Annotated in this window: 21 protein-coding genes; 5 read left to right on the top strand and 16 right to left on the bottom strand. The window is 41.1% G+C overall.

The genetic code is table 11. The features are described 5' to 3' along the window. Positions 1-3: 3 nt before the first annotated feature. On the bottom strand, positions 4-777 hold the full coding sequence (locus tag ACQKEV_RS05120) for a prolyl oligopeptidase family serine peptidase (protein WP_427443980.1): 774 nt from the start codon (positions 775-777) through the stop codon (positions 4-6). A gap of 137 nt (positions 778-914) precedes the next feature. On the opposite strand from ACQKEV_RS05120, the gene ACQKEV_RS05115 reads away from it, so the two are divergent. Genes ACQKEV_RS05115 through ACQKEV_RS05105 form a run of 3 tightly spaced genes read left to right on the top strand, consistent with a single transcriptional unit; the run spans position 915 to position 3,948 of the window. Then, on the top strand, positions 915-1,721 hold the full coding sequence (locus ACQKEV_RS05115; RefSeq protein WP_427443978.1) for a Cof-type HAD-IIB family hydrolase: 807 nt from the start codon (positions 915-917) through the stop codon (positions 1,719-1,721). Positions 1,722-1,746: 25 nt separating this feature from the next. Beyond that, complete coding sequence (locus tag ACQKEV_RS05110; RefSeq protein ID WP_427443976.1) at positions 1,747-2,601, top strand: DegV family protein; 855 nt, start codon at positions 1,747-1,749, stop codon at positions 2,599-2,601. An 18-nt stretch (positions 2,602-2,619) separates the two neighbouring features. Then, entirely contained in the window at positions 2,620-3,948 is a 1,329-nt protein-coding gene (locus ACQKEV_RS05105; protein ID WP_427443974.1) for a CoA-disulfide reductase, read from the top strand. A gap of 396 nt (positions 3,949-4,344) precedes the next feature. Here ACQKEV_RS05105 and ACQKEV_RS05100 read toward each other — a convergent pair whose 3' ends face one another. From ACQKEV_RS05100 to ACQKEV_RS05060, 9 genes are all read right to left on the bottom strand, one after another. Further along, on the bottom strand, positions 4,345-5,802 hold the full coding sequence (locus ACQKEV_RS05100; RefSeq protein ID WP_427443973.1) for an alpha-amylase family glycosyl hydrolase: 1,458 nt from the start codon (positions 5,800-5,802) through the stop codon (positions 4,345-4,347). A 301-nt stretch (positions 5,803-6,103) separates the two neighbouring features. Continuing rightward, a complete protein-coding gene (locus ACQKEV_RS05095) occupies positions 6,104-6,478 on the bottom strand; it encodes a YisL family protein (RefSeq protein ID WP_427443971.1) in 375 nt (124 codons plus the stop codon). A 102-nt stretch (positions 6,479-6,580) separates the two neighbouring features. Then, the gene (locus tag ACQKEV_RS05090; RefSeq protein WP_427443969.1) at positions 6,581-7,483 is read right to left on the bottom strand and encodes a fumarylacetoacetate hydrolase family protein; all 903 of its coding nucleotides are present in this window, start codon (positions 7,481-7,483) and stop codon (positions 6,581-6,583) included. 64 nt (positions 7,484-7,547) lie between these two features. Continuing rightward, the gene (locus tag ACQKEV_RS05085) at positions 7,548-8,717 is read right to left on the bottom strand and encodes a DUF418 domain-containing protein (protein WP_427443967.1); all 1,170 of its coding nucleotides are present in this window, start codon (positions 8,715-8,717) and stop codon (positions 7,548-7,550) included. 2 nt (positions 8,718-8,719) lie between these two features. Then, complete coding sequence (gene addA, locus ACQKEV_RS05080) at positions 8,720-12,442, bottom strand: helicase-exonuclease AddAB subunit AddA (RefSeq protein WP_427443965.1); 3,723 nt, start codon at positions 12,440-12,442, stop codon at positions 8,720-8,722. Then, entirely contained in the window at positions 12,426-15,920 is a 3,495-nt protein-coding gene (gene addB / locus ACQKEV_RS05075; RefSeq protein ID WP_427443963.1) for a helicase-exonuclease AddAB subunit AddB, read from the bottom strand. Before addB ends, addA begins: the two co-directional genes overlap by 17 nt. 95 nt (positions 15,921-16,015) lie before the next feature. Beyond that, positions 16,016-16,588 (bottom strand): signal peptidase I, encoded by a 573-nt coding sequence (gene lepB, locus ACQKEV_RS05070; RefSeq protein ID WP_427443962.1) that lies wholly within the window; start codon positions 16,586-16,588, stop codon positions 16,016-16,018. After that, the gene (locus ACQKEV_RS05065) at positions 16,585-17,223 is read right to left on the bottom strand and encodes a TVP38/TMEM64 family protein (protein ID WP_427443960.1); all 639 of its coding nucleotides are present in this window, start codon (positions 17,221-17,223) and stop codon (positions 16,585-16,587) included. The genes lepB and ACQKEV_RS05065 overlap by 4 nt, the downstream gene beginning before the upstream one ends. Before the next feature lie 58 nt (positions 17,224-17,281). Further along, positions 17,282-17,839 carry a helix-turn-helix domain-containing protein gene (locus ACQKEV_RS05060; protein ID WP_427443958.1) on the bottom strand — a complete coding sequence of 186 codons (558 nt, stop codon included), beginning with the start codon at positions 17,837-17,839 and terminating at the stop codon, positions 17,282-17,284. Positions 17,840-17,914: 75 nt separating this feature from the next. On the opposite strand from ACQKEV_RS05060, the gene ACQKEV_RS05055 reads away from it, so the two are divergent. Together ACQKEV_RS05055 and ACQKEV_RS05050 are read left to right on the top strand one after the other, a co-directional pair. Continuing rightward, the gene (locus ACQKEV_RS05055) at positions 17,915-18,601 is read left to right on the top strand and encodes an AzlC family ABC transporter permease (protein ID WP_427443956.1); all 687 of its coding nucleotides are present in this window, start codon (positions 17,915-17,917) and stop codon (positions 18,599-18,601) included. Next, complete coding sequence (locus tag ACQKEV_RS05050; RefSeq protein ID WP_427443954.1) at positions 18,601-18,909, top strand: AzlD domain-containing protein; 309 nt, start codon at positions 18,601-18,603, stop codon at positions 18,907-18,909. The genes ACQKEV_RS05055 and ACQKEV_RS05050 overlap by 1 nt, the downstream gene beginning before the upstream one ends. Positions 18,910-19,547: 638 nt before the next feature. Here the strand turns inward: ACQKEV_RS05050 and ACQKEV_RS05045 are convergent. The 6 genes from ACQKEV_RS05045 to ACQKEV_RS05020 form a co-directional block, all read right to left on the bottom strand. Beyond that, complete coding sequence (locus ACQKEV_RS05045; protein WP_427443952.1) at positions 19,548-20,342, bottom strand: sulfite exporter TauE/SafE family protein; 795 nt, start codon at positions 20,340-20,342, stop codon at positions 19,548-19,550. 4 nt (positions 20,343-20,346) lie between these two features. Beyond that, positions 20,347-20,697, bottom strand: a complete 351-nt coding sequence (locus ACQKEV_RS05040) for a rhodanese-like domain-containing protein (protein WP_427443951.1) — start codon at positions 20,695-20,697, stop codon at positions 20,347-20,349. Positions 20,698-20,709: 12 nt separating this feature from the next. Beyond that, on the bottom strand, positions 20,710-20,970 hold the full coding sequence (locus ACQKEV_RS05035) for a metal-sensitive transcriptional regulator (protein ID WP_269925699.1): 261 nt from the start codon (positions 20,968-20,970) through the stop codon (positions 20,710-20,712). 48 nt (positions 20,971-21,018) lie between these two features. Further along, positions 21,019-21,255, bottom strand: coding sequence for a glutaredoxin family protein (locus ACQKEV_RS05030; RefSeq protein WP_427443949.1), 237 nt, complete (start codon positions 21,253-21,255; stop codon positions 21,019-21,021). A 17-nt stretch (positions 21,256-21,272) separates the two neighbouring features. Next, positions 21,273-22,649, bottom strand: coding sequence for an MBL fold metallo-hydrolase (locus ACQKEV_RS05025; RefSeq protein WP_427443947.1), 1,377 nt, complete (start codon positions 22,647-22,649; stop codon positions 21,273-21,275). A 158-nt stretch (positions 22,650-22,807) separates the two neighbouring features. Continuing rightward, complete coding sequence (locus ACQKEV_RS05020) at positions 22,808-23,053, bottom strand: CsbA family protein (RefSeq protein ID WP_427443945.1); 246 nt, start codon at positions 23,051-23,053, stop codon at positions 22,808-22,810. Position 23,054: the final 1 nt, after the last annotated feature.

The raw sequence follows: 23,054 nt of genomic DNA, 5'->3' as shown, positions 1-23,054 counted from the left end.
AGCTTACTCAGACAAATAGTGTGCCATGAAATTGGTTGATTCTAGCATACCTTTTCTTGAAACAGCATGTCCTGCTGATTTATCCGTCATAAACTGGAAACGTTCAGGATCATGAACATATGATTCTTTCAGTGCGTTGAAAAAGTTAAATGTCGGTTCGTATGGGACCACATTATCTTGAACCCCATGCCAGAAGAATACTGGCCGTCCATTCAACGCACTTGGGTTTAACGTAAGATCAAATTTACTTAGCGTCTCAAACATTTGCTTACGTTCCACATCTGTCACTGGTAATTTGAATCCTTTTGCCTCATATTGTGCCATTTGAGCTTTCGCCAAATGCACGTATCCCGGAGAACCCATCATCACAGCAGCACTGTCAATCCAAGGATAGACATTCAGACATCCGAGTGTTTCAATACCACCCATTGACGTCCCGGCTAACCCAATTTTCGTGTGTTCCATTATTAACTTGCGTTCAATTAATTGTTCTCTTAACATAGCAACTTCATCTATAGTTGTTAAGATTATTTCCCAGAAGCGTAGAGACAATTGAATTTCATCGAGATTTTCTTGTCTTTCGCCATGCAAATGCGCATCCGGTAATAAGACTCGAAAGCCTTTCTCAGCCAATTGATAGGCATAATGTAAGTTATGTTCTTTTGCACTCGTGAAGCCATGAAGAAAAATCACGACTGGAACTTGTTGTTCCCGAATCGATTCTTTATATACATGTAATAGTGGAATTTGTCCCCACCGCTCATTTTCTACGTTCACTTTGCCACTTCCTTTTTATCTAATACTTGTTATCGTAGCAAAACAAATCAAAAAGTTCAAAAACGAAGTTGGATTTTTTTGACTAATGGATGTACATGACGATACACTTTACTATAGTAGGAAAGGAGTCATTTAGAATGCAACCTCATTTAATCGTTTTGGATTTGGATGGAACCTTATTAACCGATGAAAAAGTCATTTCTGAAAAGACTTTACATACGTTATTTAAAGCAAAAGAAAAAGGTCATGAAATCATGATTGCGACTGGTCGACCATATCGCGCCAGTGAAGTTTATTACCACCAATTAAAAATGCAAACACCAATTGTCAATTTTAATGGTGCATTTGTTCATCACCCCACTGATCATACATGGAAACCGATACATGAGCCCATTAATCTAAAAGTCGTCAATGAAGTAATTGATGCCCTTCATGATTATAAATTTCATAATATCATTGCCGAAGTGATGGATGATGTTTATTTACATTACCATGATGAAAAATTGCTCGATATTTTTAGCTTTGGAAAACCACAAGTTACAACTGGGGATATTCGAAATTATTTAAAGTCCGACCCGACTAGCTTACTGATCCATGCAGAAGAACATGAAGTTCCTGCAATCCGTAAACACTTGTATGATGTTCATGCAGAAGTGATTGACCACAGACGTTGGGGGGCACCATGGCATGTTATTGAGATTGTGCGGAGTGGTCTTAATAAAGCTGTAGGTATTTCTCATGTATCGAAACACTTAAATATTCCACAGGAACGTATCATTGCATTCGGAGACGAAGACAATGATTTAGAAATGATTGAATATGCCGGAACCGGCGTGGCTATGGGAAATGCTATTACGCAACTGAAAAACATTGCAAATGAAGTAACGTCTTCAAATAATGCCGATGGGATTGCGAATTTCTTACAGGAGCGTTTAAAATTATAGAAATAGATGATTCAGGGGGATACAAATGAGAATATTTGCAGACAGTGCTTGCGATTTACCGAAATCTTATTATGAAACAAATCAGGTCACGTTAATTCCATTACGTGTGCACATTGATGATGCTGAGTACTTGGACGTCATGACAATTGATTCAACTCAAGTTTATGCTGAAATTCGCCAAGGCAAGCAGCCAAAAACTTCACAAGCATCACCAGAGCAATTTTTAACATTTTTTGAAGAACTGGCGAAGTCCGGTGAGGAAGGATTGTATATTGCCTTTTCTTCCGAGCTTTCTGGAACTCACAATACCGCAGTCATGATACGTGATCAGGTAAAAGAAGAATATCCTGAGCTTAAACTAACAATTATTGATTCCAAATGTGCGTCATTGGGTTATGGGTTGCTTGTAAAAGAAGCCGTTCGCCTTAGAAATTTAGGTGAAACGCTTGAACAAATAGTTGAAATCATCCGTTTTAAAGCATTGAATACGGAACATTTGTTTACAGTTGAAGACTTGGATTATATGGCTCGTGGCGGACGCGTGTCGAAAACGAGCGCAGTTATTGGCGGATTATTAAATATCAAGCCTCTTCTTCACATGGAACAGGGGAAACTTGTTCCCATTGAAAAATTAAGAGGTCGTAAAAAAGTAATGAAACGAATTCTTGAACTTATGGAAGAACGTGGAGAACGTTTACATGAGCAAACCATCGCAATCAGTCATGCAGATGATGAGGCGTTTGCCTTAGAAATGAAGGCACTGATTGAAGAAACATTCCAACCTAAACACGTTGAAATTCACATGATTGGATCTGCTATCGGTGCTCATACGGGCCCAGGCGCGTTAGCTTTGTTCTTTTCAAATCAGATTAAGCCCTAAGAAACGGAGCGATTAAACATGAAGAAAATCGTGATCGTCGGTGCAGTTGCAGGTGGCGCTACTGTCGCTTCCCAGCTTCGCTATTATGATAAAGAAGCGCAAATTGTCGTATTCGATCAGGATGATACGATGTCCTATGGAGCGTGTGGTATGCCTTATGTAATCGGTGGCAAAATTTCTGATCCCGAACATTTGATTGCAGCAACTCCTGAAGAATTTAAAACTGAGCGAAATATCGATGTTTTCTTGAAGCATCGTGTCACTAAAATTAATCGCCTGCTCAAGTCGGTCGAAGTCTTGAATTTGGATACACAGCAAACTTTTAATGAATCGTACGATTTTCTTATCCTTTCTCCAGGAGGGACGCCGATTGTGCCTGAAACGTCTGGAATGGAAAGCGCGACTATGTTCACGTTACGCAACTTTAATGACATGAAAAAAATTAATCACTATTTATCAACTGAGAATCCAAAAAGCTGTGTTATTGTAGGTGCTGGATTTATCGGAGTGGAAATGGCTGAAAATTTTGTTGAGCTCGGTTTGAATGTATCGATTGTCGAGAAGTCTCCACAAGTCATGAACATCTTGGACGTGGATTGCTCTGCCCTTGTAGAAAAAGAATTAAGTGATCATGGTGTTCGAATATTTAAAGATAATTCCATTACCAATGTAAATGGCGCTACAATCGATCTCGATTCAGGAGAAACGTTAGAAGCTGATTTTATTCTGATGAGCATTGGTGTATCACCGAGTACGGAATTGGCGAAAGAAGCCGGTTTAACAATTGGTGATACAAGTGGAATCATCACAAACGAATTTTTGCAGACGAATGATTCTTTCATTTACGCAATCGGAGATGCCGCAGAAAATAAAGATTTTATCACTGGTGACGCTAAACGAGTTCCACTTGCCTGGCCAGCTCATCGACAAGCATTCATTGTTGCGAAGCATATTACGGGAGAACAAATTCCGTTCAAAGGCTTACTTGGTACAGCCATTTGCAAAGTATTTTCATTAGATGTGGCGCTTACGGGCTTGAATGAAAAAACATTGAAAGATAGTCCTTTTAAGTTTAAAACGATTACTCAAAAATCTAAATCCAATGCTGGTTATTATCCCGACCATGCAAAAGTTTACTTAAAAGTTCATTATGATTCTGTGTCCGGTAAAGTATTGGGAGCACAAGCCGTTGGCGGAAAAGGCATCGATAAACGAATTGATGTACTATCCACAGCCATTTATGCAGGTCTTACAATGGAGGATTTACAAGCATTAGAACTTGCTTACGCCCCTCCCTATTCATCACCAAAAGATCCAGTGAATATGGTCGGTTATCGGGCTAAATAAAAAATCGCTTGAGACTTTAAATAGTCTCAAGCGATTTTTGTTTTGTTATGGTGTGATGTCCATGGGCTATTCGCGTTCGCGGAGGTTCTATTCGCGTTCGCGGACGTTCTATTCGCGTTCGCAGACGTTCTATTCGCGGTCGCGTGTGCTCTATTGGCGGTCGCGAGTGTTCTATTCGCGTTCGCGGACGTTCTATTCGTGGTCGTGATTGCTCTATTCGCGGTCGCGTGTGCTCTATTCGCGGTCGCGAGTGTTGTATTCGCGTTCGCGGTTGCTCTATTCGCGTTCGCGAGTTCTCTACTGCCCCGTTCCCACAAAAAAAGGGACAGCTGCGGTCGCAGCTGTCCATAACTAATTAGCTTTTTTCTATTCTCGTTAAGCTAATTTCATCCTCAGTTATTGACTATTCCTCATTTTTTCTGCCTTGCGTTGCTTTCCTTTGCGCCAAACCAGATAAATAAAGGTCATAAAGAGAATGTAGACCAAGGCAAGAGCTGCCAAGTAGCCTTTATTTATTCCTTTATAATTTGTCACGTTATAAAATTCGGCAATTTCTCTGTCGACTACAAGTCGGTAGTTGCCATCATCTCTTTGACGCAAGATATCTCCTTCAAATAAACCTCGAAGTTCTTTCTTGTCACCAATTACTTCACGTGGGATATCAAAGCTTTGAGTGCCACCAGTATTGTTGATGGCAACGATCCACGTTTCCTCATCATTGGAACGTTCATAAACCATGAGTCCTGCTTCGTTATATAACATATCCATTTTACCAGTTCGAAGCGCTGCTGAATCATTTCGCAATGAATGAACATCACCGATAAATTCAATCAGCTCTTCATCCGTATTAAAGTCCAAAATTGGGTGAGAAGCTGGTGGCTCTTCGCCGTTTACAGCAATCTCGGAACCGTATGTCATGACGGGTATACCAGGCAGAGATAACAAAGTCGCCATCGCCATTTTCCAACGTGTCGGAGGAAACATATTTTCTTCAGCCGCATTTGATGTGAATCTCTTAGTATTGATTGAATCTATTTGTTGGATGACAGGTTGTTCTGTCGAAAATTGTGGCAATTTCGTCGTATCCAGGTCTACATTTTTGAAAATATTGCGATACATGTCTTCTTGTCCATTCGCAACTTGTGCATCAAATTTCGCATCACTTGGTTCTAAGCTAAGAACATATAATTCATCATTTTCTTTCTTAAGCTTATCGATCAACGAATTTAAAAATGCCTTGTCTATTCCATCAATTCCTGTCAAACGCAGTCCATCGACATTATATTGTTTTACAAAATCTAAAGCCGCTTTTTCTACCGCTTTTTGAGCATCTTTATCAGTCAAATCCCATGAAACGGTCCCGTCTTCATTGGAAACAACCCACGAAGCCTTGTCCTGATCAGTTGCCCAGATGTGTTTCGAACTTACTTGTTGGAGCGGGAAATCAACCACGACGCCCATATTTTTTTTATTCGCTTTATCAATCAGTGTTTTCAATTCTTCTGGCGTCCCAAAATGACGTTCTAATTGACCGTAATCCACGACACGTTTCCCGTCATATGTCTCGGTTGAAAAGACCGGTCCCAGTGAAATCATCGAAAAGCCCATTGCTTGAATGTGATCAAGTTTTTCCACCACACCCATAAAGTCTCCACCTGCAAATGCACTTGGATCTCTTGTATCTACTTCAAAATCGTTTTCAATCGTCTTATTGAAATATCGGTCCACCAACAGATCGTATATACTTTCGTCTTGAATGGTTTCTTTTGAATCTGCTTGAGTGGTTAGCGGCGCAATCAAACCAAACAGAATGGTTAATGCCATTGTCGCCTTTATCCATTTATCTATTTTCACGTGAGGTCCTCCTCTAACGAATCTTCCTACGTTATTTTATCAAACCGAACTTAGGGTCGCCATGATTAACAAAGAATTAACTTTGATTTACGTCAAAACTGTGAAAAATCATAGTTGGGAATGAAATAGTCTGTATGAAACTGGATTCCAACGAAAATGGCTGATTGTCCAACGAATAGCTCAAACTGTCCAACTAAACCTCTAACCATCCAACTAAACTCATCTCATCTCATCTGCAAATCTCTCAACAAAAAAACCACTTTACTCCAAATAAATGAGTAAAGTGGTTTCGCCATGCCGTTTATGCTAAGAAACTGCTGCCTAAAGGTAATTTAAACCCTAGGAACATTGTGATAAACAAGAACACAAATAGTAATACCCAAAACATGGTTGTTGGTTTTTGTTTTTTCATGCGAGCCAAAATCATTTCCATCATGCCGATGATTAAGATCCCACCAAGCAATTTAAATCCGTAAAGCATGCCCATATCGAAGTCCATGCCTGTGATGAATAATGCTACACCCGTCAAAATGATGAAAACGTAAAATAATCGTAACACCATCTGTGTGATTTTCTGCCCTTTGCTGCCGTTTACAAGTAATACTGCGACAAAGAACAAGATAATGCCGACTACCCAAGAAGTAATGTGTAAGTGTGTACTAGCTAAAAAATCCAAAATCGTCACCTCATCTAATTAATCATTCGATTCTATCGTATCATATCTCGTCACTTAACAAACTTTTTAAGTTACTAGATTCCATACTTATTCATAAATTCTTCACTCAAATCGGTTTACTAATGTCCCGATACCTTCGACCGAAACTTTCACCGTATCACCGGATGCCAAAAATTTAGGTGGATTGAAGCCTTTTCCTACACCTGAAGGAGTACCTGTCAAAATTACGTCGCCAGGTTCAAGTGTAACCAATGCTGATATTTGAGCAATCAATTCTTCAACAGAAAAAATCATATCATCTGTACGTCCATTTTGGCGTACTTCATCATTCACTTTTGTCACAATGGTAAGGTTTTGCGGGTTTGGTAGTTCGTCTTTCGTAACTAAATATGGACCCATTGGACATGAGCCTTTTAAGCTTTTGCCAAGGAAAAATTGTTGGTGTTTCTTTTGTAAATCACGTGCTGTCAAATCGTTCGCAATCGTATACCCAAACACATGGTCATACGCTAATTTTTTAGGGATGTTATCGCCTTTTTTACTGATGACAACAGCAAGTTCACCTTCGTAGTCATATGAAGAAGTGATATTCTCATGAACGGCCAATGTTTCTTCATCAGCTGCAATCGTTGTCGGAGATTTTGTGAAAATCATCAGATGCTCGGGTGCCGCCTCTGAACCCATTTCTTTTGCGTGCTCAGCATAATTTCGTCCTACGCCAAAAATATTTTTCGGTGTACGGGGAATTGGTGATAACCATTCAATGCTTGAGAATGCACGTTTGAATTGATTCGGCTCTTCCGACTTTAATGCAGCATCTGCCAATTTTCGCATCTGCTCAACAAAATCCATTCCATTTGAAATTCCTTCAATTATGGTTTGAGGGAATGCTGGTAACACTTGGAGCGTCTCTTGTATCGCTAAAACGTCCCACACGGCTTCCTCTTTTTTCACCTTAGGACCGAAACAAATTTTACCTTCAAAGCGATATGACACGATTTTCATATACTGACACTCCTTCTGTAATGAAATTTTGTTAAATTCAGTCTACGATATTTCGACAGGATTTTCATCCGTTTTTTTTATTTAATTTTCCGTACGTTGCTCTTTTCCAAATCATTTCAATCGGACCCTGTTTAAATTTGGAAAACCAGATCTCTGCAAAAATCATTTGAAGAATAAAGGTCCCGACGGCTAGCCATGTCCCGGTTAGCACATCCATTTTGCCATATAAGCCGAATCCGTATGAATAAAAGATGGTAGTTGCAATGACGGATTGTGATAGATAGGTCGTCATGGACATCCTGCCCACTTTTGCAACAGGCATCAATAGCTTTCGGAACACAGTTATTTGACAGATTAGCGTAATTAGTCCTGCATACCCGATAGCCACAAGAGGACCTCCGAAAATATCCTGGACATACATCGTGAAAAAGTCTACTTCTTTTGTAAATGGCAGTACTTTGAGGGAATACCCCACCGCTAATGTCATCACAGTTAGCACGGTCCAAAATACTTTCTTCTCTGAAGTGCGTTCAATCAATTTCGCTTTAGCCGCTGCGGCACCTATGAGCATATACGGGAAAATCGTAATGCCGATTAAAAACAACGACCCGGATTCTATATTCGCATAGCTCCAGTCGGCTGCCCTTTGGCTAAAGATATCTCCCCAGCTTCCAGTGGCAAATGCCTTAATGGACGATTCAATTTCCTGCACACCAGCATAAAATACTTGACCTGACTGTGCAACCAAGTAGCTAATGAATGAGAGTCCCAAATTCGGTATTAACCATAGAGGCAATGCAATGACAAGTAGCCATGTGCTTGAAAGCCGTAATAACAAAATAACAATAAAACCACATAGTGCGTAGCTGATCAATATATCACCTGACCAGATCAGAAAAGCATGAAGAATTCCGATACCCAATAATATACTTAGCCTACGTATCCCAATGCGTAAGAAAGAAACACCTCGTTGCTGTGATTTCAGAAATTGCATCATTAATCCATAGCCAAATAACATAGAAAATAAAGGATAGACACTTCCCTGCAGCACAACATCGATCCATTGAAACGTCTGTTGATCACTCAGATTTGTATACCAAGTGTATGGATTTATGTAGTAATACGGGGAATGGAACGCCAGCATATTCACAATAAAAATTCCCAGAAGCGAGAAGCCGCGCATCAAATCGATTGCGACGACTCGTTCCTGTAATTCAGTTGGTCTTAAATTCACTTTCAATCCTCCAATGCAATTGTTTGATTCGAGTCAAACAAATATAATACTTTTTCTTTGATGGTGATTGAAAGAATGCTTTCTATCGCTTTTTGATAAAGCGACAGCTGCAATCCATAACGATGCTGCATTTCACGTAAAATTGCAGAGTCGTTATTGTAGACTCCCTTAATTCGGTCGGTCTTATAGTCAAGCAGAACCCAGCGACCATCGTCTTCTAGGAATAAACAATCGGCAATCCCCTGTAAAATTTGAAACTCATCATCTTCATCTTTCATTCCATACGTAAAAGGCACTTCGCGTAAAATATCTGAAGAATGACGCAATCGGTCTGCAATCGGGGAATGCAGGAAGCTTTCAATTGCATTTAATTTTATGGCTTTTGCTTCATTCGCGGTCAAAAGCTGCCGGTCTTCTAGAAGTTGAATAAATGATTCGATTGTCTCTTTTGTCGGCTGCAAATTGAAATCAAGATGCTGCATCGCGGTATGCATCGCGGTACCAATTTCTGCACTTGTTAGCTTCCGTTCACCTTGCTGTAGAAAAGCAGGTCGTTTATAGACAGTTGAAATCGCTTGTTGTACTTCTGTCGTTCGGAAAAATTCAGGTTCTTCTTCTTTTCTCAATTGATCGATTCGCTTCAGTTCACTTACTGATTGCTTGGAACGTTTAGCGATCGACCTTTCGTGGGCGTACACCGCATTAAACCGACGTTCTACTTCAGCCATCATTTCTGGGGAAATACCTGTCTGATTGGTTGCCTCGGTAGATTCTGAAGATGTTTTGAAGGCATCCAGCTCACGCAGCTCTTCCACATATATGGTTTCAAACGACCATTTAGAAGGATGCTCCAATGTATGGGTATCCGTCTCTCCTTGCCATAAAGCAAAGTCACTATGTCTTGCCACAGCAGGACCAATCCAATCCAAGAAACCTTTTGCACGTGATCGTACATATTCCGGCAGCATATCTCCACTTGACGCGGCAATATCCTGCCATTTGCCGATTGATTTTTGGGCATCTTTCACAGTTCCAACGAGCATAAGCTTTTCTTTTGCTCGTGTCATCGCTACGTAGAGAACCCGCATTTCTTCCGACTTCAACTCTAGTTGCTTCTTCTCTTTCATCGCTAAGAATGGAAGCGATGTGTAGGAAATTCTCTTTTCAGGGTCTACTGCTTTTACAGCTAAGCCGAACGTCTGATCAAATAAATACAGTTCATTGAAGTCCATTTGATTGAAGTCACGGCCGAGACCTGCGATGAATACATAAGGAAACTCAAGTCCTTTGGAGGAATGGATCGTCATTAAACGGACGACGTTTTCTTTTTCACTCATTGCTCGTGCTGTTCCGAGATCGTCTCCACGTTTTTTCATTCGGTCAATAAATCGTAAAAAGCGGAAAAGTCCGCGGAAAGACGTTTTTTCATAAGACAATGCACGATCATGCAATGCCCTTAAGTTCGCTTGCCGTTGCTTACCGCTAGGCATAGCACCCACCATTTCGTAATAATGAGTATCCATGTAAATTCGCCAAATCAAATCTGCCAATGAGCCACGTCGTGCCAAATCGCGCCATTCTTCATAATGAAGGAAGAAACGTTGCAGCTTTTCAGCAGTTTCGGAAGCAATGCCACTGCCTCCCATCCGGACGAAGTTTTTGAGTGCTTCATAAAATGGCTCTTTTGGTGCTGACAGACGGATGTGGGAAAGTTCCGCTTCCGTCAATCCCACAAACGGTGCACGGAGAACCGATGCCAGCGGAATATCCTGATACGGATTATCGACAATCCGCAGTGTGTTCAACATAATCATTACTTCCAGCGCGTCAAAATATCCTTTGGAAAGGTTTGCGTATAATGGAATGCCTGCCTGCTTGAATTCTTCGGTTAAATCTGCGGACCATGTCATGGATCGCGTCAATATGACAATATCCCGGTAATCAAGTGGGCGTTCAGTTTTCGTCCAAGCGTCAAACACCATCGTTTTCCCATCCATTAATGAACGGATTTTCCGGATGATATAGCGGGCTTCCCATTGGGATTTTTTCAACTCATCCAATTCCAACATCTCTTCATTGATATCTTCGTCTTCACTGGTTCCTTCATCATCTTCTTCACTTTGCTGGGAAAGTATCGTGAGCTCTACTGCCGCAGATTGCTCAGGGTAAGGAGCCCCTGCTTTTAATGCCGCCGCATCATCATACGCAATTTCCCCTACACGCTCTCCCATAATCTGAGAAAAAATAAAGTTGGTGCCATCGAGTACTTCCTTACGGCTACGGAAGTTCGCATTTAAATCAATTTTCACACCGGTATGCAGCGCTTCTGTCGTAAACTTTAAGTATTTCTCCAGGAATAACATCGGTTCAGCTAATCGGAAGCGATAAATAGATTGTTTGACGTCACCGACCATAAACATATTGCCATTTGCTTCTGTACCGGTTTTGACAATCTGTAAAATAGTTTCCTGTAAACGGTTTGTATCCTGGTATTCATCTACCAAAACTTCTTTGTATTGCATCATGATATCTTGCGCTGTACTTGAAGGAACGAGTTGATCATTTTCTTTCGTCGTCAATATTTGCAATGCAAAATGCTCCAGATCCGAGAAATCGACCAGACCTCGCTCACTTTTTGCCACACGATATTGTTCACCATAAGTTAACGTGAGGTCCACCAATGTTTGAAGAAGCGGCTGCATCATTCTCATTTCCTGCAGTAACCTTGCAGGGGTACGGGTGAAATAGGCATCTTTCACTCCATTGACGCGTTTCTTTAATTGATCGCGTTTGTCTTTCGCTTTTTGAACGAGTTCGTCGTCAAATGTGTCTTTTGGAATGCGTGCCGCAGTCGCAAATTTTAACGTTTGGAAATACTCGAATGCCGAATCCCATGATTGTAAAGAAATTCGACGAATCGCTTCTGCTAGTACGAGCTGATCTTGTTCGACTGTAGTCCCGTAAGGAGCGGGACCTGCTGGTAGCAATGCCAATCGACGGATTTCTTCCGTCATCGCATACGCTTCTTCTAAAGCATGTTGGATCGTCAGCTTAAGTGCTGTGATAAATGACAGTTCATCAATCAACATATCTTCAGGAACATCATAGCTTTGCGGAATTGCCTGTAACCATTTTTTCGGTTCCGGGTGAACACTTGCTGCGTCGTATAATTTATCGATCAATGTTTCAATCATTTGGTCGTCCCGGTCTGTTGTAAAACTATCAACAAGCCGGTATAGCGCTTCCGGATTTTCAGCTTTATGTGCTGACTCTAATACGGATGCCAATACATCATCACGGATTAGTGCTGCTTCAGCTTCATTTGCCAGCCTGAATCCCGGATCCAAATCCAGGACATATGCATACTGTTTCACGATGGATAAACAAAAAGAATGGAGTGTCGAAATTTGTGCTTTATTTAATAAACTTAATTGTCTTCTTAAATGATTGGAAGTAGGATTTTTCACAAGTGCTTTTTCCAGCGCTTCCGCCATCCGATGACGCATTTCTGCCGCTGATGCATTAGTGAATGTCACAACGAGAAGTTCATCCACATCGATCGGATTGTCTTCACGAATCATCTTCTGAATCAAACGTTCAATCAGTACAGCAGTTTTTCCTGAACCTGCCGCAGCGGAAACGAGTATGTCACGCCCTTCTGCGAAAATGGCTCGCCACTGGGCGTCAGTCCATGTTACATCTTGTGGTTTAGTCGGTATGAGCATCCGGTGCGACCTCCTCTTTAATTCGTTGCGTGACTTCTTCCGGTGTACCAACCGTCAGTTTCCGATAGTGCTGATCAGGGGCAGTCGGATCAAACTGACACACACTGCGGAAATTACAATAGTCACAGGCGGTTTTATCTTTCATGCGGTAAGGTAATACCCGCGTATCTCCTGCAAGCATACCGTCTCCCGCCTGTTGATGTTTTTTGCGTACAAAAGTCCGTAAGTTTTCCATGTCCTGCGTAGATACAACTTTTGAGAAGGACTTGGAAATAGAGCCATCTTTATTAATACGGGCTGGAATTACTTTCGACGTACCTGTTATTTCCGTGTCCATTTCACTTAGAACATTGGCATCATCAATCAACAAGCCTCGCATTTTGTATTTCTTAAATACTTCTTCAGCAAGATCCATCTCAGAAAGCTCTTTCGCCAACTTCAACATCGGATTATGGACATGAAGATATAACACACCTGCCGGATTTGCGTTTTCACCGAGCCACACGGCCGAGTTACTGACTGCCACGTCTAAATACGTTAACATCTGCAGGGATATACCGTAGTACACATCGTTCAAATCAAGTCCTTTGGCTGACGATTTATAATCCACAATCCGTACAAATGGCTGGCCTTCAACAACCGCTGCATCCACGCGATCAATTCGTCCCCGCATTTTCATGGCATGGCCATTTTTTAACGGAATTTCTAGAGTCGGTAATTCCTCTCCAGGGCCAAAACCTGCTTCAATCGCAATCGGAACAAATGTCGAGACACTGGCATGATCGCGCAAAGTTGTCATGGTACGTTGCAAGATCTGTACAAGCTTACGCTGAATATAGCGATATCTTTTCGAACTGAGTAAAATTTGATGCACGAAATATGGCGAAATCTCTTCTACTGCTTGTCTCGCTAGTTCCCAGGCTTGAGTAGTTGAAAGCTGAGACCACGACAACCCCAGACGCTTCGTTTCGTCCGCAATCCATTTCAATGCGGCATGGAATAAATCGCCGATGGCAGGTGCTTCAAGAAGGTATTCTGCCCGTTCCTCCAAACGTAAACCGTATGTGGCGAAATGTGCAAAAGGACAACTGTAATATTTTTCGACTCGCGACACACTGGATGTGAACGTGTCTCCATATAAGGCATTTGTCGTTTGACGGTCCAGACGTTGCGCGACAGTAGGCTTTGTCAAAGGTCGAATGATTCGTTCAAAAACACTGTGCCAAAATGGATCATTCTTATAATAAGAAGCCACCGCCTGCCATTCTTCCTCGAGATCCCCTTCAGCAGCCGCTTGCTTTAGCTTTGTGGCTAGGAACGGAAGTGTTGCTCGAGGATGCTGAATATAGTGTTCCGCGCTATCTTTTAAGACAATAGGATCTATAACTGCAAGTTCTACTTCGACTTTCGGCAATAACTGTTGCAGTCGTTTAATGTATGTTGAAGGAAGCAAGGCTTTGCCTTCTTCATCCGCAACGGAATAGGACACAAATAGTTTCTCTGAAGCAGTAGTCACTGCCCGGTATGCCATATATGATTCGTCCATCAGACGCATTTTGGATGTCGGTGCCAGTTCAAAGCCAATCTGCATAAACCATTCCCGCTCCGTATCCGAAAGCAAGCCTTCCTGTTCCAGTCGTTTTGGGTATACCCCGTCATTAACACCAAGAACAAATGCTGCCCGAATATCTGACAATCGGGATAAATCCACCGTTGCGACGGTTACTTGATCTAGTGACGGCGGAATGCGTGAAAACTCCAATGTGTCGAAGCCTTCTTCCAGTAAAAGCAAGCTTTCTTTCGGCGTTAATTTTTCATCCCCGAACATTAAGACAAATTGATCCAACACATCAATCCACTGTGACCAGGCTTGGTCATGTTCAGTCGCAAGCAAAAGATGGCCTTGTTCATTTTCTTGATCTTTCAATACTTTCAGCTTTTCGTAAATCTGCAATTCTTCCATTAATTCAAACAACGCCTGCGCAATATCTTTTCCTGTTTCGCATGACTCTATTTTTCGAGCAAATTGTTGTAGTGGGGTCAGAACGATATCTCGCACCGCTGTAATATCAGCTTGTATCGCACGTTCCTCATCTGTCTGAACTTTCGAATGAAACTCAAGTCCACGGTATTTTTTCACGAGCCATCGGCGTTCATCCGTCCAACGTTCGCCATAAATCCCCTGTGAAATTACGAAATTCTCCAAGCGATCTGCGCGTTCACGCCAAATTCTTTTGTTTGCCTGCAACGGAAAGAACAAATCTGTCTTAATTGCTCGGAACATTGGTTCGTACTGGAAGTCATTTAATACCGCTTCAAAAACAGAACGACTGAATTCAACTAATGGATGATGAAGCATAGCTTTTTTTCGGTTGATGAAAACGGGAATATCATATTGGGCAAATGTCGTTTCAATCAATTCATCATAAACTTCTGGTTGACGGTATAGGATGGCAATGTCACGGTAGCGGAACTGCTCGTCGCGTACTACACTTCGTATATGTCTGGCAACAGCATGGATTTCTGCCCGCCTGCTATCTGCTTCGATCACATGGACATGCTTGTGGTCGTCTATAGAAGGAGCGGGATAACTATGTAAATTCTGTTCAATATGTTTAATTTCGTTTGTTTTAAAACGTTTGTTTTCATTTAAATGAATGGAAGGTTCAATGGGTATGGATTCCGTCCGTGCCATTTCCTTTAATCGTTCTGCCGTCCTTGCCGCACTATGGAATAATGATTGTTCATCCATCAAATCTTGATTTTCATCATCTAAAGGCAGTGCAATTGTGACACGTTTCGCGTGCTTAATTAATTCGCCGATGATTTCATACTCCCTGCTCGTCATCGTCACAAACCCATCAATATAGATGTCCGCTTCTGCAATCAGTTCCGATTGAACAATTTGTTTCGACAACAAGGCATAGTAACCTTCACTGTCAATATATGCCGTACCCAGTCGCTCTTCCAATGCACGCAACAAAACTGATAAGTCATGGGACTTATCTTGTAAAGTGTGCGGGGCATTCAATTGTTTAAGAGATTGTCCGAGTGACAGTAAAGTCGTTCCGTCAAGGCAATATCTTGTGAATTCCTTTAGCAGCATTTCCATTTGGTTTGTAAAACCACGTTTATTGGCTGCTTGTTTAAACAAAGAGAATTCTTCCTTATGCTCTTCCAGTAATCGTCGAATCAGCATACGATAACCAAATCCACTGATCTCTTGTCGACTGATTCCTCCGGTTTCCTGTAAAACCCGCCATGCTAATCTTTTAAATGTGGTGACTTGTGTACGGATGATGCCGTTTGCATGTTTTGTAGACGATAGTGCAAATTCAGTTGAAAATGACATTTGGTCAGGCACCACAAAAAATATCGGTGCTCCCAATGGATTGCTCAATGCATTTTCAGATACTTCTTGTCGCATGAATTCGGATTTCCCAACACCCGCTCGTCCTGTAATTAATCGCAGTGACACATGCAATCCCCCTTACAAAATAGTGTTTACATAACAAATAAATCCCGAATATTTTCCTTCCCTCTATTGTACCTAACTACTGCTAGAGGGGGAAATTATTCGGGATTTTCACCAGAAAAATTAATTGTCGCGGATTCCAGTGGCCAATACCTCGCAACTACTTTTCCAACAACATCTTCTTTGTTTACGAACTGAAAATAACGACTGTCCAAACTTTGCCTGCGATTGTCACCCAGAACAAAATATGAATCGGCTGGTATTCGTACGGCACCCGTAATCGTTTCAAGCGTAAAGTTCTCTGTCAAACGGTCGTCTGGGTTACGATACGCCTCGTACGACTGCAAATAGGGTTCTTCTACTCTTTTATTATTAATAAAAAGAGTGTCGTTTTTGTACATGACGAGATCTCCTGGAATCCCTATGACTCGCTTGACAAAATCTTCATTGTCATCCGAATGAAAAACCAGTACGTCCAGTCGATTAATTTCACCAATTGTATACGAAATTTTACTCACCAATACTTTATCCGAATTTCGCAGTGTTGGTTCCATCGAATAGCCAGAAACGGCATAGTTGGTTATAAGAAATGATCTGATGATAGCGATAATAAGTAATCCTATGATAATCGCTTTTAACCATTCCAATACCTCTTGTTTCATTACACTCAAACCGTTGGCCCCTTCCCTTCCTGTCGTTCTTTTTGTATCAATAGAAAGTCAGCTTCAACCCTTTTATTCAAGCGATTTTCAACCTGTTTCCCAACGAACCATAGCAAGATAATCACACCCACAACTATTGCAGTTCTTATCGGTTGATTAATGAGTGCTCTGATGTCATAACCGATAAAGCTGATGGTCAAAATCATCACAAATTTACCAGCAATCAGTGTCCATAGATAAGAATTTTTTTTCATGTTTGATAGCCCCGCTACCAAATTGACCAAAGCCGAGGGAGTAAATGGAAAACAAAGCAATAAAAATAATGGACCAAACCCATGAGTTTCCACCCAATGGATGAGTTTTTGTACACGCTCGTGCTTGGTCATAAATCGGAGGAATCTCGCCCGTCCATATTTTCGAACCAGTAAAAAAACGAGATAAGAACCTACAAGCGTACCTGCCCATGATAATAAAAACCCTATCCATAAACCATATGCGCTAGCGTTTGCAAAAACGAATACAAATAGAGGTAAAAACGGTAAAAATGCTTCTAAAAATGGTAAAAGGAAGCCAATGAGAGGTCCCAGTGAACGATAGTCTCTTGTCAGTTCCAATAAATTTTCAGCTGTTAACCAATCGAACATGTTCCTCATCCTCAAAATAATAATTGTTATCCTTCAGTTTTCCCGACACAAGCTCACATCAAACATACTGATAATGGATGATGAGATGAATAATCGTCATTGTCTCGCTTATATTCAAATAACGATGTGTTTGATTCCCCGAAAAAACAAGCGTCTCTCCATTAAGTAAATCAACCTCTTCACTTTCGAGGAATATTTTCAGTTGCCCTTCCACGATGGTCAGCGATTCCTCGACTCCCTTTTGGTGTGGTGTACTTTCATAAGAACAGAATGGGTCCATTTCAATTCGATAAAACTCCCACCCCCGCTTAGGGTCATACGGAATAATAGAATAGACTCGATAGCGTCCTTCATCCTCCGTTAAAAAAGGGATATCGGATGGTGCTATTTTTTTCGCGCTCAGTTTTGGCGGCTGCAACAAAGATGAGAAACTGATTTTAAGACCATCCGCAATTTTCCAAATTGTCGATACCGTAGGGTTAGAATCCCCTTTTTCCATTTGTGCCAATTGTGCTTTGCTCACATCAGTCATCTTGGCCATATCATCTAAACTCATTCCCCGTTGTTGTCGGATTGTTTTCAACTGTAGCCCTAAATTCCGTCTCATCTGTTCCATCATTTCACCTCTTATTGTCTACTTTACCATACAGATGTATAATATATTAAACTTTGAAGCGGAGGAATATGTTCAATGACATTTATGAATGGAATCAGAGCCGGAATCAGCATTGCCATTGGCTACTTTCCGATCGCATTGACCTTTGGGTTGCTCGCAAAAACAACCGGTTTGTCCATGTGGGAAGCGACAGCCATGAGTATATTCGTTTTTGCTGGCGCAGCACAATACATATCATTAACTTTACTATCTACAGGTGTAGATCCAATCTTGATTGTGCTTAATACGTTTGTAGTCAATATTCGACACTTTCTCATGACAGCTTCATTAAATGAAAAGATGCAACCCGCTGCACGTTGGAAAAAAGCCATCTATGCGTTTGGGGTTACGGATGAAACGTTTTCGGTATTGGCCACAAATAAAGCTGACACAATCCGGACACCTTTTGCAGCCGGTGTCATTTTAATTTCTTATGGTAGCTGGGTTGTTTTCACTGCAGTAGGTCATGTCATTGGTGCAAATTTACCCGAGTTCCTTCAAGCAGCCATGTCAATCGCGTTGTATGCAATGTTTGTCGGTTTGCTCGTTCCATCCATGAAAGGCAACCGCAAAGTGATGTCGCTCGCTTTATTAGGAGCAGTGCTTCACAGTGCCTTGTATTGGAGTGGTCTGCTTTCGACCGGATGGGCCATTTTAGTAGCGACGCTCGGTTCAGCCATTTTGGTTGAGATCGTGTATGCGAAGAAAGGAAGTGAAAGTTGATGGAGAATTGGTATTGGTGGATGTTACTCGGTATGGCTGTGGTTACCTATATCCCTCGCGCGTTTCCATTAACATTTCTGGAAGGCCGTGAATTGCCCCCCATTGTGAGCGGTGTTTTGCGTAATATTCCTTACGCTGTTTTAGGCGCTTTAATTTTTCCCGCTATTTTATTTGTGCAAGAAGGAAATATGTTATTCGGTCTTATTGGTGCACTCGCAGCATTCGCTCTGGCGTTTGCTGGAGCAAATGTGATTGTCGTTGTTATGGGGTCCATTGCAGTACTGGCTATTTATAGTTTGATAAGTTGAAAATACATATTTGCATTAATGATAAAAGTTGAGAACTGAAGTCCATATGGTGATTTGGATTCAGAAAGAGAGGTACGTCCTGTCTAGTTGAGGTCATGTGATTTTGGAGTCTATGACTAAATCAGTTTGAGGTTGATATTCCGCAAAACAGCTACGCTGTTTTACTCCATATCTAAATAAGAAGTATTAGAAATTTTTTATTAGAATGAGACTGAAAAATTAGGAGATAATTGGATAGTTGCAACGAAATCTCGGAAGTTGCAACCAAATCAGGAAAGTTGCAACAATAACTGGAAAAGTTGCAACAATATCTGCAAAAGTTGCAACAATCTCATAAAAAGTTGCAACCAAAACGAAAAGTTACCTCAAAATCGAAAAAGTTAAGCTCTTTTTTGAAAAGTTGCTCCAATATTTCTAGGACATTGTTCCAATCTCTTCAATAGTTAGTTGTTAGAATAAAGTCATCACAACAAAAGAAAGACCCTAGCTAAGTGACAGTGTCACTTCGTCAGGGTCTTTCTTTCTGGTCAATGGTGCAGTGGGTTGAAGTCCATAGCAAACGTGAACTACCTGTCTATGTGATTTAATGAGTAAAAAACTTAACCTGAACGTGCTCGCTGGAAATGCTAACAAATTCGTCATTTCATTATTTGTATAAAAAGATCTGACCAGATTTTAATAACTGTTACCGTGATCAATATGGCCAGTACCCATTTCAGTACATGTTGATTTACTTTCTGACCAACTATAGCTCCAAGTGGGGCAGCAATTAAACTGGCAACAACAAGTACACCTGCTGGAAAAAGTAATACCTGGTCTGTTGCTAATTTGCCTACTGTAGAACCTATCGAAGAAATAAAAGTGATGGCAAGAGAAGTAGCCACTGTAACACGAGTCGGCAATCGTAATACTACCAACATAATCGGCACGAGTAAAAATGCGCCTCCTGCACCTACAATTCCTGAAAACACACCAACGATTAACGCAAGTATGGTGGCAAGTGTCAGGGAATAATGGACATCTTCCATTTTCCCTTCTCCGTTCTTTTGAGGAAGAAACATCATAACCGCTGCAATAAGAGCTAGAATACCATAAATCACATTGACGGTGAACTCAGTCAAATGTGAAGACCCAAAACCACCCAATAAACTCCCGATCAATATAGCGCTTCCCATAAATATAATCAGTCTCTTGTTTAAATACCCACTTTTTCGATACACCCATACCGCGCTCATCGTAGCAACCAATACTTGAACCGCACTGATACCTGATACTTCATGCGCATTAAAAGCTGCATACCCAAACAAGGATGGAATGATTAACAACATGGGATAATTAATTATTGCGCCACCAATGCCCACCATCCCTGAAACAAAGGATCCGATAAATCCAATGGCAAAGAGCAGGACAAAAAATCCTATGTTATAGTCCATTCCCTTACTGCCACTGGCTCATCCCGCCGCGAACATTCACGACGTTTGTAAACCCTGCCTTCTTCAAAATACCTGCAGCACGAGAACTGCGCATTCCGCTTTGACAAAGCACAATCGTTTCTTTTGAAGGATCAAGTTTATTTAATTTAGATGGTAGTTGATCGAGCGGAATATTTTGAAACTGTGTTATATTTCTACCTTTATATTCTCCTGGTGTCCGAACATCCACAAATTGCTTTGATTTATCTGTCAGCATTCCACGTAAATCTGTTGTTGAGATCGTTTTGACACCTTTAGCAGGCTTCATTCTCCAAACGATAAATGCCACAATTAACGCGATAACAATCCATTCCATCTTATATCTCTCCTATCTGCTTTTCATGAGTAACTGAACCGCTTGTTTCACATGCTCATCGGATGAATGCCCTTCAGCAATACTTGTCCGAACACATTGCTCCAAGTTTTCACTGACAATTAATCCAATTGTTCGATCCAGTGCACCTTTGATGGCACTTAATTGCGTCACAATATCCGTACACTCCCGTGAATCTTCAATCATTCGAAGAACACCATGAAGCTGTCCGTCCACCCGGTTTAATCGGTTGACTATTTGTTTTGAGTAATCCATAGGTTTTCGCTCCTCTGTAAATTGAAAGAGGGCGCATTGCCCTCTTGATTAAGCTTTTACAAGTTCCAATACACGGTCCGGATCAAATCCGAGAACCCATTGGCCATTGATATTGGTTTGTGGAACACCCATTTGACCAGTTGTTTCCACTAATTTTTGTGCTGCCGCAGGATCTGCTTGCACATTTACTTCTGTAAATTCGATGTCATTTTGTTTTAGGAAACTCTTCATCATGTCGCAATATGGACAAGAGTTAGTTGAATAAACGGTAATTTGTGGTTTCATTTTATATTCCTCCGATATTATGCTTTTTTATAGGCAGCGTAGCCGCCAGCTAAATGTTTAACATTTTTAAATCCTTGAGATTTCAATACACTTGCCCCGATAGCAGAACGTGATCCACCTTGGCAATGCATCAAAACAGGTGTGCCTTTCGGTAAATCGATGTCCCGAATTTTCCCTAGGAAGTGATGATGTGCTTCTTCAATATGTCCTTCATTCCACTCTGTATCGTTTCGGACGTCCATGACATAACTGTTCGGCATTTGTTGTTTAAACTCATCTACCGAAAGTGTTTCGTAAGTAGTAAAATCGACTTCATTTAATAAACTTGGATTTACAAACGCTTTGATTTTATCCAAATGAATGGATTGAAGGGCGTTAATGATGCCTTCACGTTGTTCTTCCTCAGCAATGATGACGATTTGTTCATCATATTTCACCAACCAACCTGCCCAGTTCGTAAATGCCTTGTTGTACGGGATGTTGATGGCACCAGGTAGAAGCGTTTTTTCCACAAGATTTGCAGGACGCGTATCCAAAATGAATACCTGATCTTGCTTTGTTACTTTCAACATATCTTCTTTAGTTTGAATCGTCAGAAATGATTGTTCTTCCACAATATCTGGTCCGACTTTATTCACCTTTTTCATCTCTACAAAATATACAGGTGCTTCCGGTTGATCTTTCAGTAACTCTTCAACAAAGGCTTCTTCATTTTCTTCTTTCATTGCCCAGTTAAATTGTTTTTCATATCCTACAGTCGTTGAGGGCACTGCTCCAAGTGACTTCCCACAAGCTGATCCGGCACCATGCCCCGGCCAAACCATCATGTAGTCAGGCAACTGTTTGAAGCGTTGGATCGAATGGAACATTTGACGTGCACCTTTTTCTGCTGTATTGGCAACGCCTGCCGCTTTCTCCAATAAATCCGGACGACCGATATCTCCAACGAATACAAAGTCACCAGTGAAGATTCCCATTGGGTAGGCAGCTCCACCTCCGCGATCCGTCAAGACGAATGAAATACTTTCAGGGGTATGCCCAGGGGTATGCAGTACTTCGAAATCAATATGACCAATTGAGAACTTGGAACCGTCTTTTAACAACTCAACATTCAAGTCTTTCGTATATTGATATTTCCAGTCCTCATCACCTTCATCAGACAAGTATAATTTTACTCCGAGATCATGTGCCAATTGACTTGAACCAGAAACGAAATCGGCGTGAATATGTGTTTCAGTTGCTGCGGATATGGTTAATCCTTCTTTTTTAGCAGCTTGAATAACATCTTTAGAATTACGTGCAGGGTCGATAATGATGGCTTCTCCAGTTCGCTGACAACCAATTAAATATGAATACTGGGCTAATTTTTCATCAAAGAATGAGCGAAAATACATTTGCGTTCCCTCCCGATTTTTATGCGTAATTAACTACTAATCACAATATACCACTAGGGGTATATTTTTTCAAGTGATTTGTTTGGTATTCGTTCTTAATTCACCACCTCATTTTACCCATAAAAAAAGTCTCTACACCTAAGTGTAAAGACGTTAGCTTATTTTTCTTCTCTTTTACCACGTTGCATCATGCGCGTGGCGTACCAAAATCCGATAGTCAGCGATAATGCATCAACGATATATAACAGCCATGTATGTGTATATCCCGCATAAACGGAAGCCGTTATTAACGATACAGTTAAAATCAACGCGACGATATGTGAAAATGTGATTCTTGTAAACAGCACAACGAGCAATCCTGGTAGAAATAAAGCTAAAAGTATTTTTGTAAACATTGATTCCATT

This window comes from Paenisporosarcina sp. NPDC076907 (genome assembly GCF_050269735.1).
In the GTDB taxonomy this organism is placed as follows: domain Bacteria; phylum Bacillota; class Bacilli; order Bacillales_A; family Planococcaceae; genus Paenisporosarcina.
This window is presented reverse-complemented; position numbering and strand designations above follow the sequence as displayed.

Coding starts and splice junctions, on each gene's coding strand:
- ACQKEV_RS05115 (WP_427443978.1), top strand. CDS start 915: ATGCAACCTCATTTAATCGTTTTGGATTTGGATGGAACCTTATTAACC.
- ACQKEV_RS05110 (WP_427443976.1), top strand. CDS start 1,747: ATGAGAATATTTGCAGACAGTGCTTGCGATTTACCGAAATCTTATTAT.
- ACQKEV_RS05105 (WP_427443974.1), top strand. CDS start 2,620: ATGAAGAAAATCGTGATCGTCGGTGCAGTTGCAGGTGGCGCTACTGTC.
- ACQKEV_RS05090 (WP_427443969.1), bottom strand. CDS start 7,483: ATGAAAATCGTGTCATATCGCTTTGAAGGTAAAATTTGTTTCGGTCCT.
- addA (WP_427443965.1), bottom strand. CDS start 12,442: ATGCTCATACCGACTAAACCACAAGATGTAACATGGACTGACGCCCAG.
- ACQKEV_RS05065 (WP_427443960.1), bottom strand. CDS start 17,223: ATGTTCGATTGGTTAACAGCTGAAAATTTATTGGAACTGACAAGAGAC.
- ACQKEV_RS05060 (WP_427443958.1), bottom strand. CDS start 17,839: ATGGAACAGATGAGACGGAATTTAGGGCTACAGTTGAAAACAATCCGA.
- ACQKEV_RS05055 (WP_427443956.1), top strand. CDS start 17,915: ATGACATTTATGAATGGAATCAGAGCCGGAATCAGCATTGCCATTGGC.
- ACQKEV_RS05050 (WP_427443954.1), top strand. CDS start 18,601: ATGGAGAATTGGTATTGGTGGATGTTACTCGGTATGGCTGTGGTTACC.
- ACQKEV_RS05045 (WP_427443952.1), bottom strand. CDS start 20,342: ATGGACTATAACATAGGATTTTTTGTCCTGCTCTTTGCCATTGGATTT.
- ACQKEV_RS05040 (WP_427443951.1), bottom strand. CDS start 20,697: ATGGAATGGATTGTTATCGCGTTAATTGTGGCATTTATCGTTTGGAGA.
- ACQKEV_RS05035 (WP_269925699.1), bottom strand. CDS start 20,970: ATGGATTACTCAAAACAAATAGTCAACCGATTAAACCGGGTGGACGGA.
- ACQKEV_RS05030 (WP_427443949.1), bottom strand. CDS start 21,255: ATGAAACCACAAATTACCGTTTATTCAACTAACTCTTGTCCATATTGC.
- ACQKEV_RS05025 (WP_427443947.1), bottom strand. CDS start 22,649: ATGTATTTTCGCTCATTCTTTGATGAAAAATTAGCCCAGTATTCATAT.
- ACQKEV_RS05020 (WP_427443945.1), bottom strand. CDS start 23,053: ATGGAATCAATGTTTACAAAAATACTTTTAGCTTTATTTCTACCAGGA.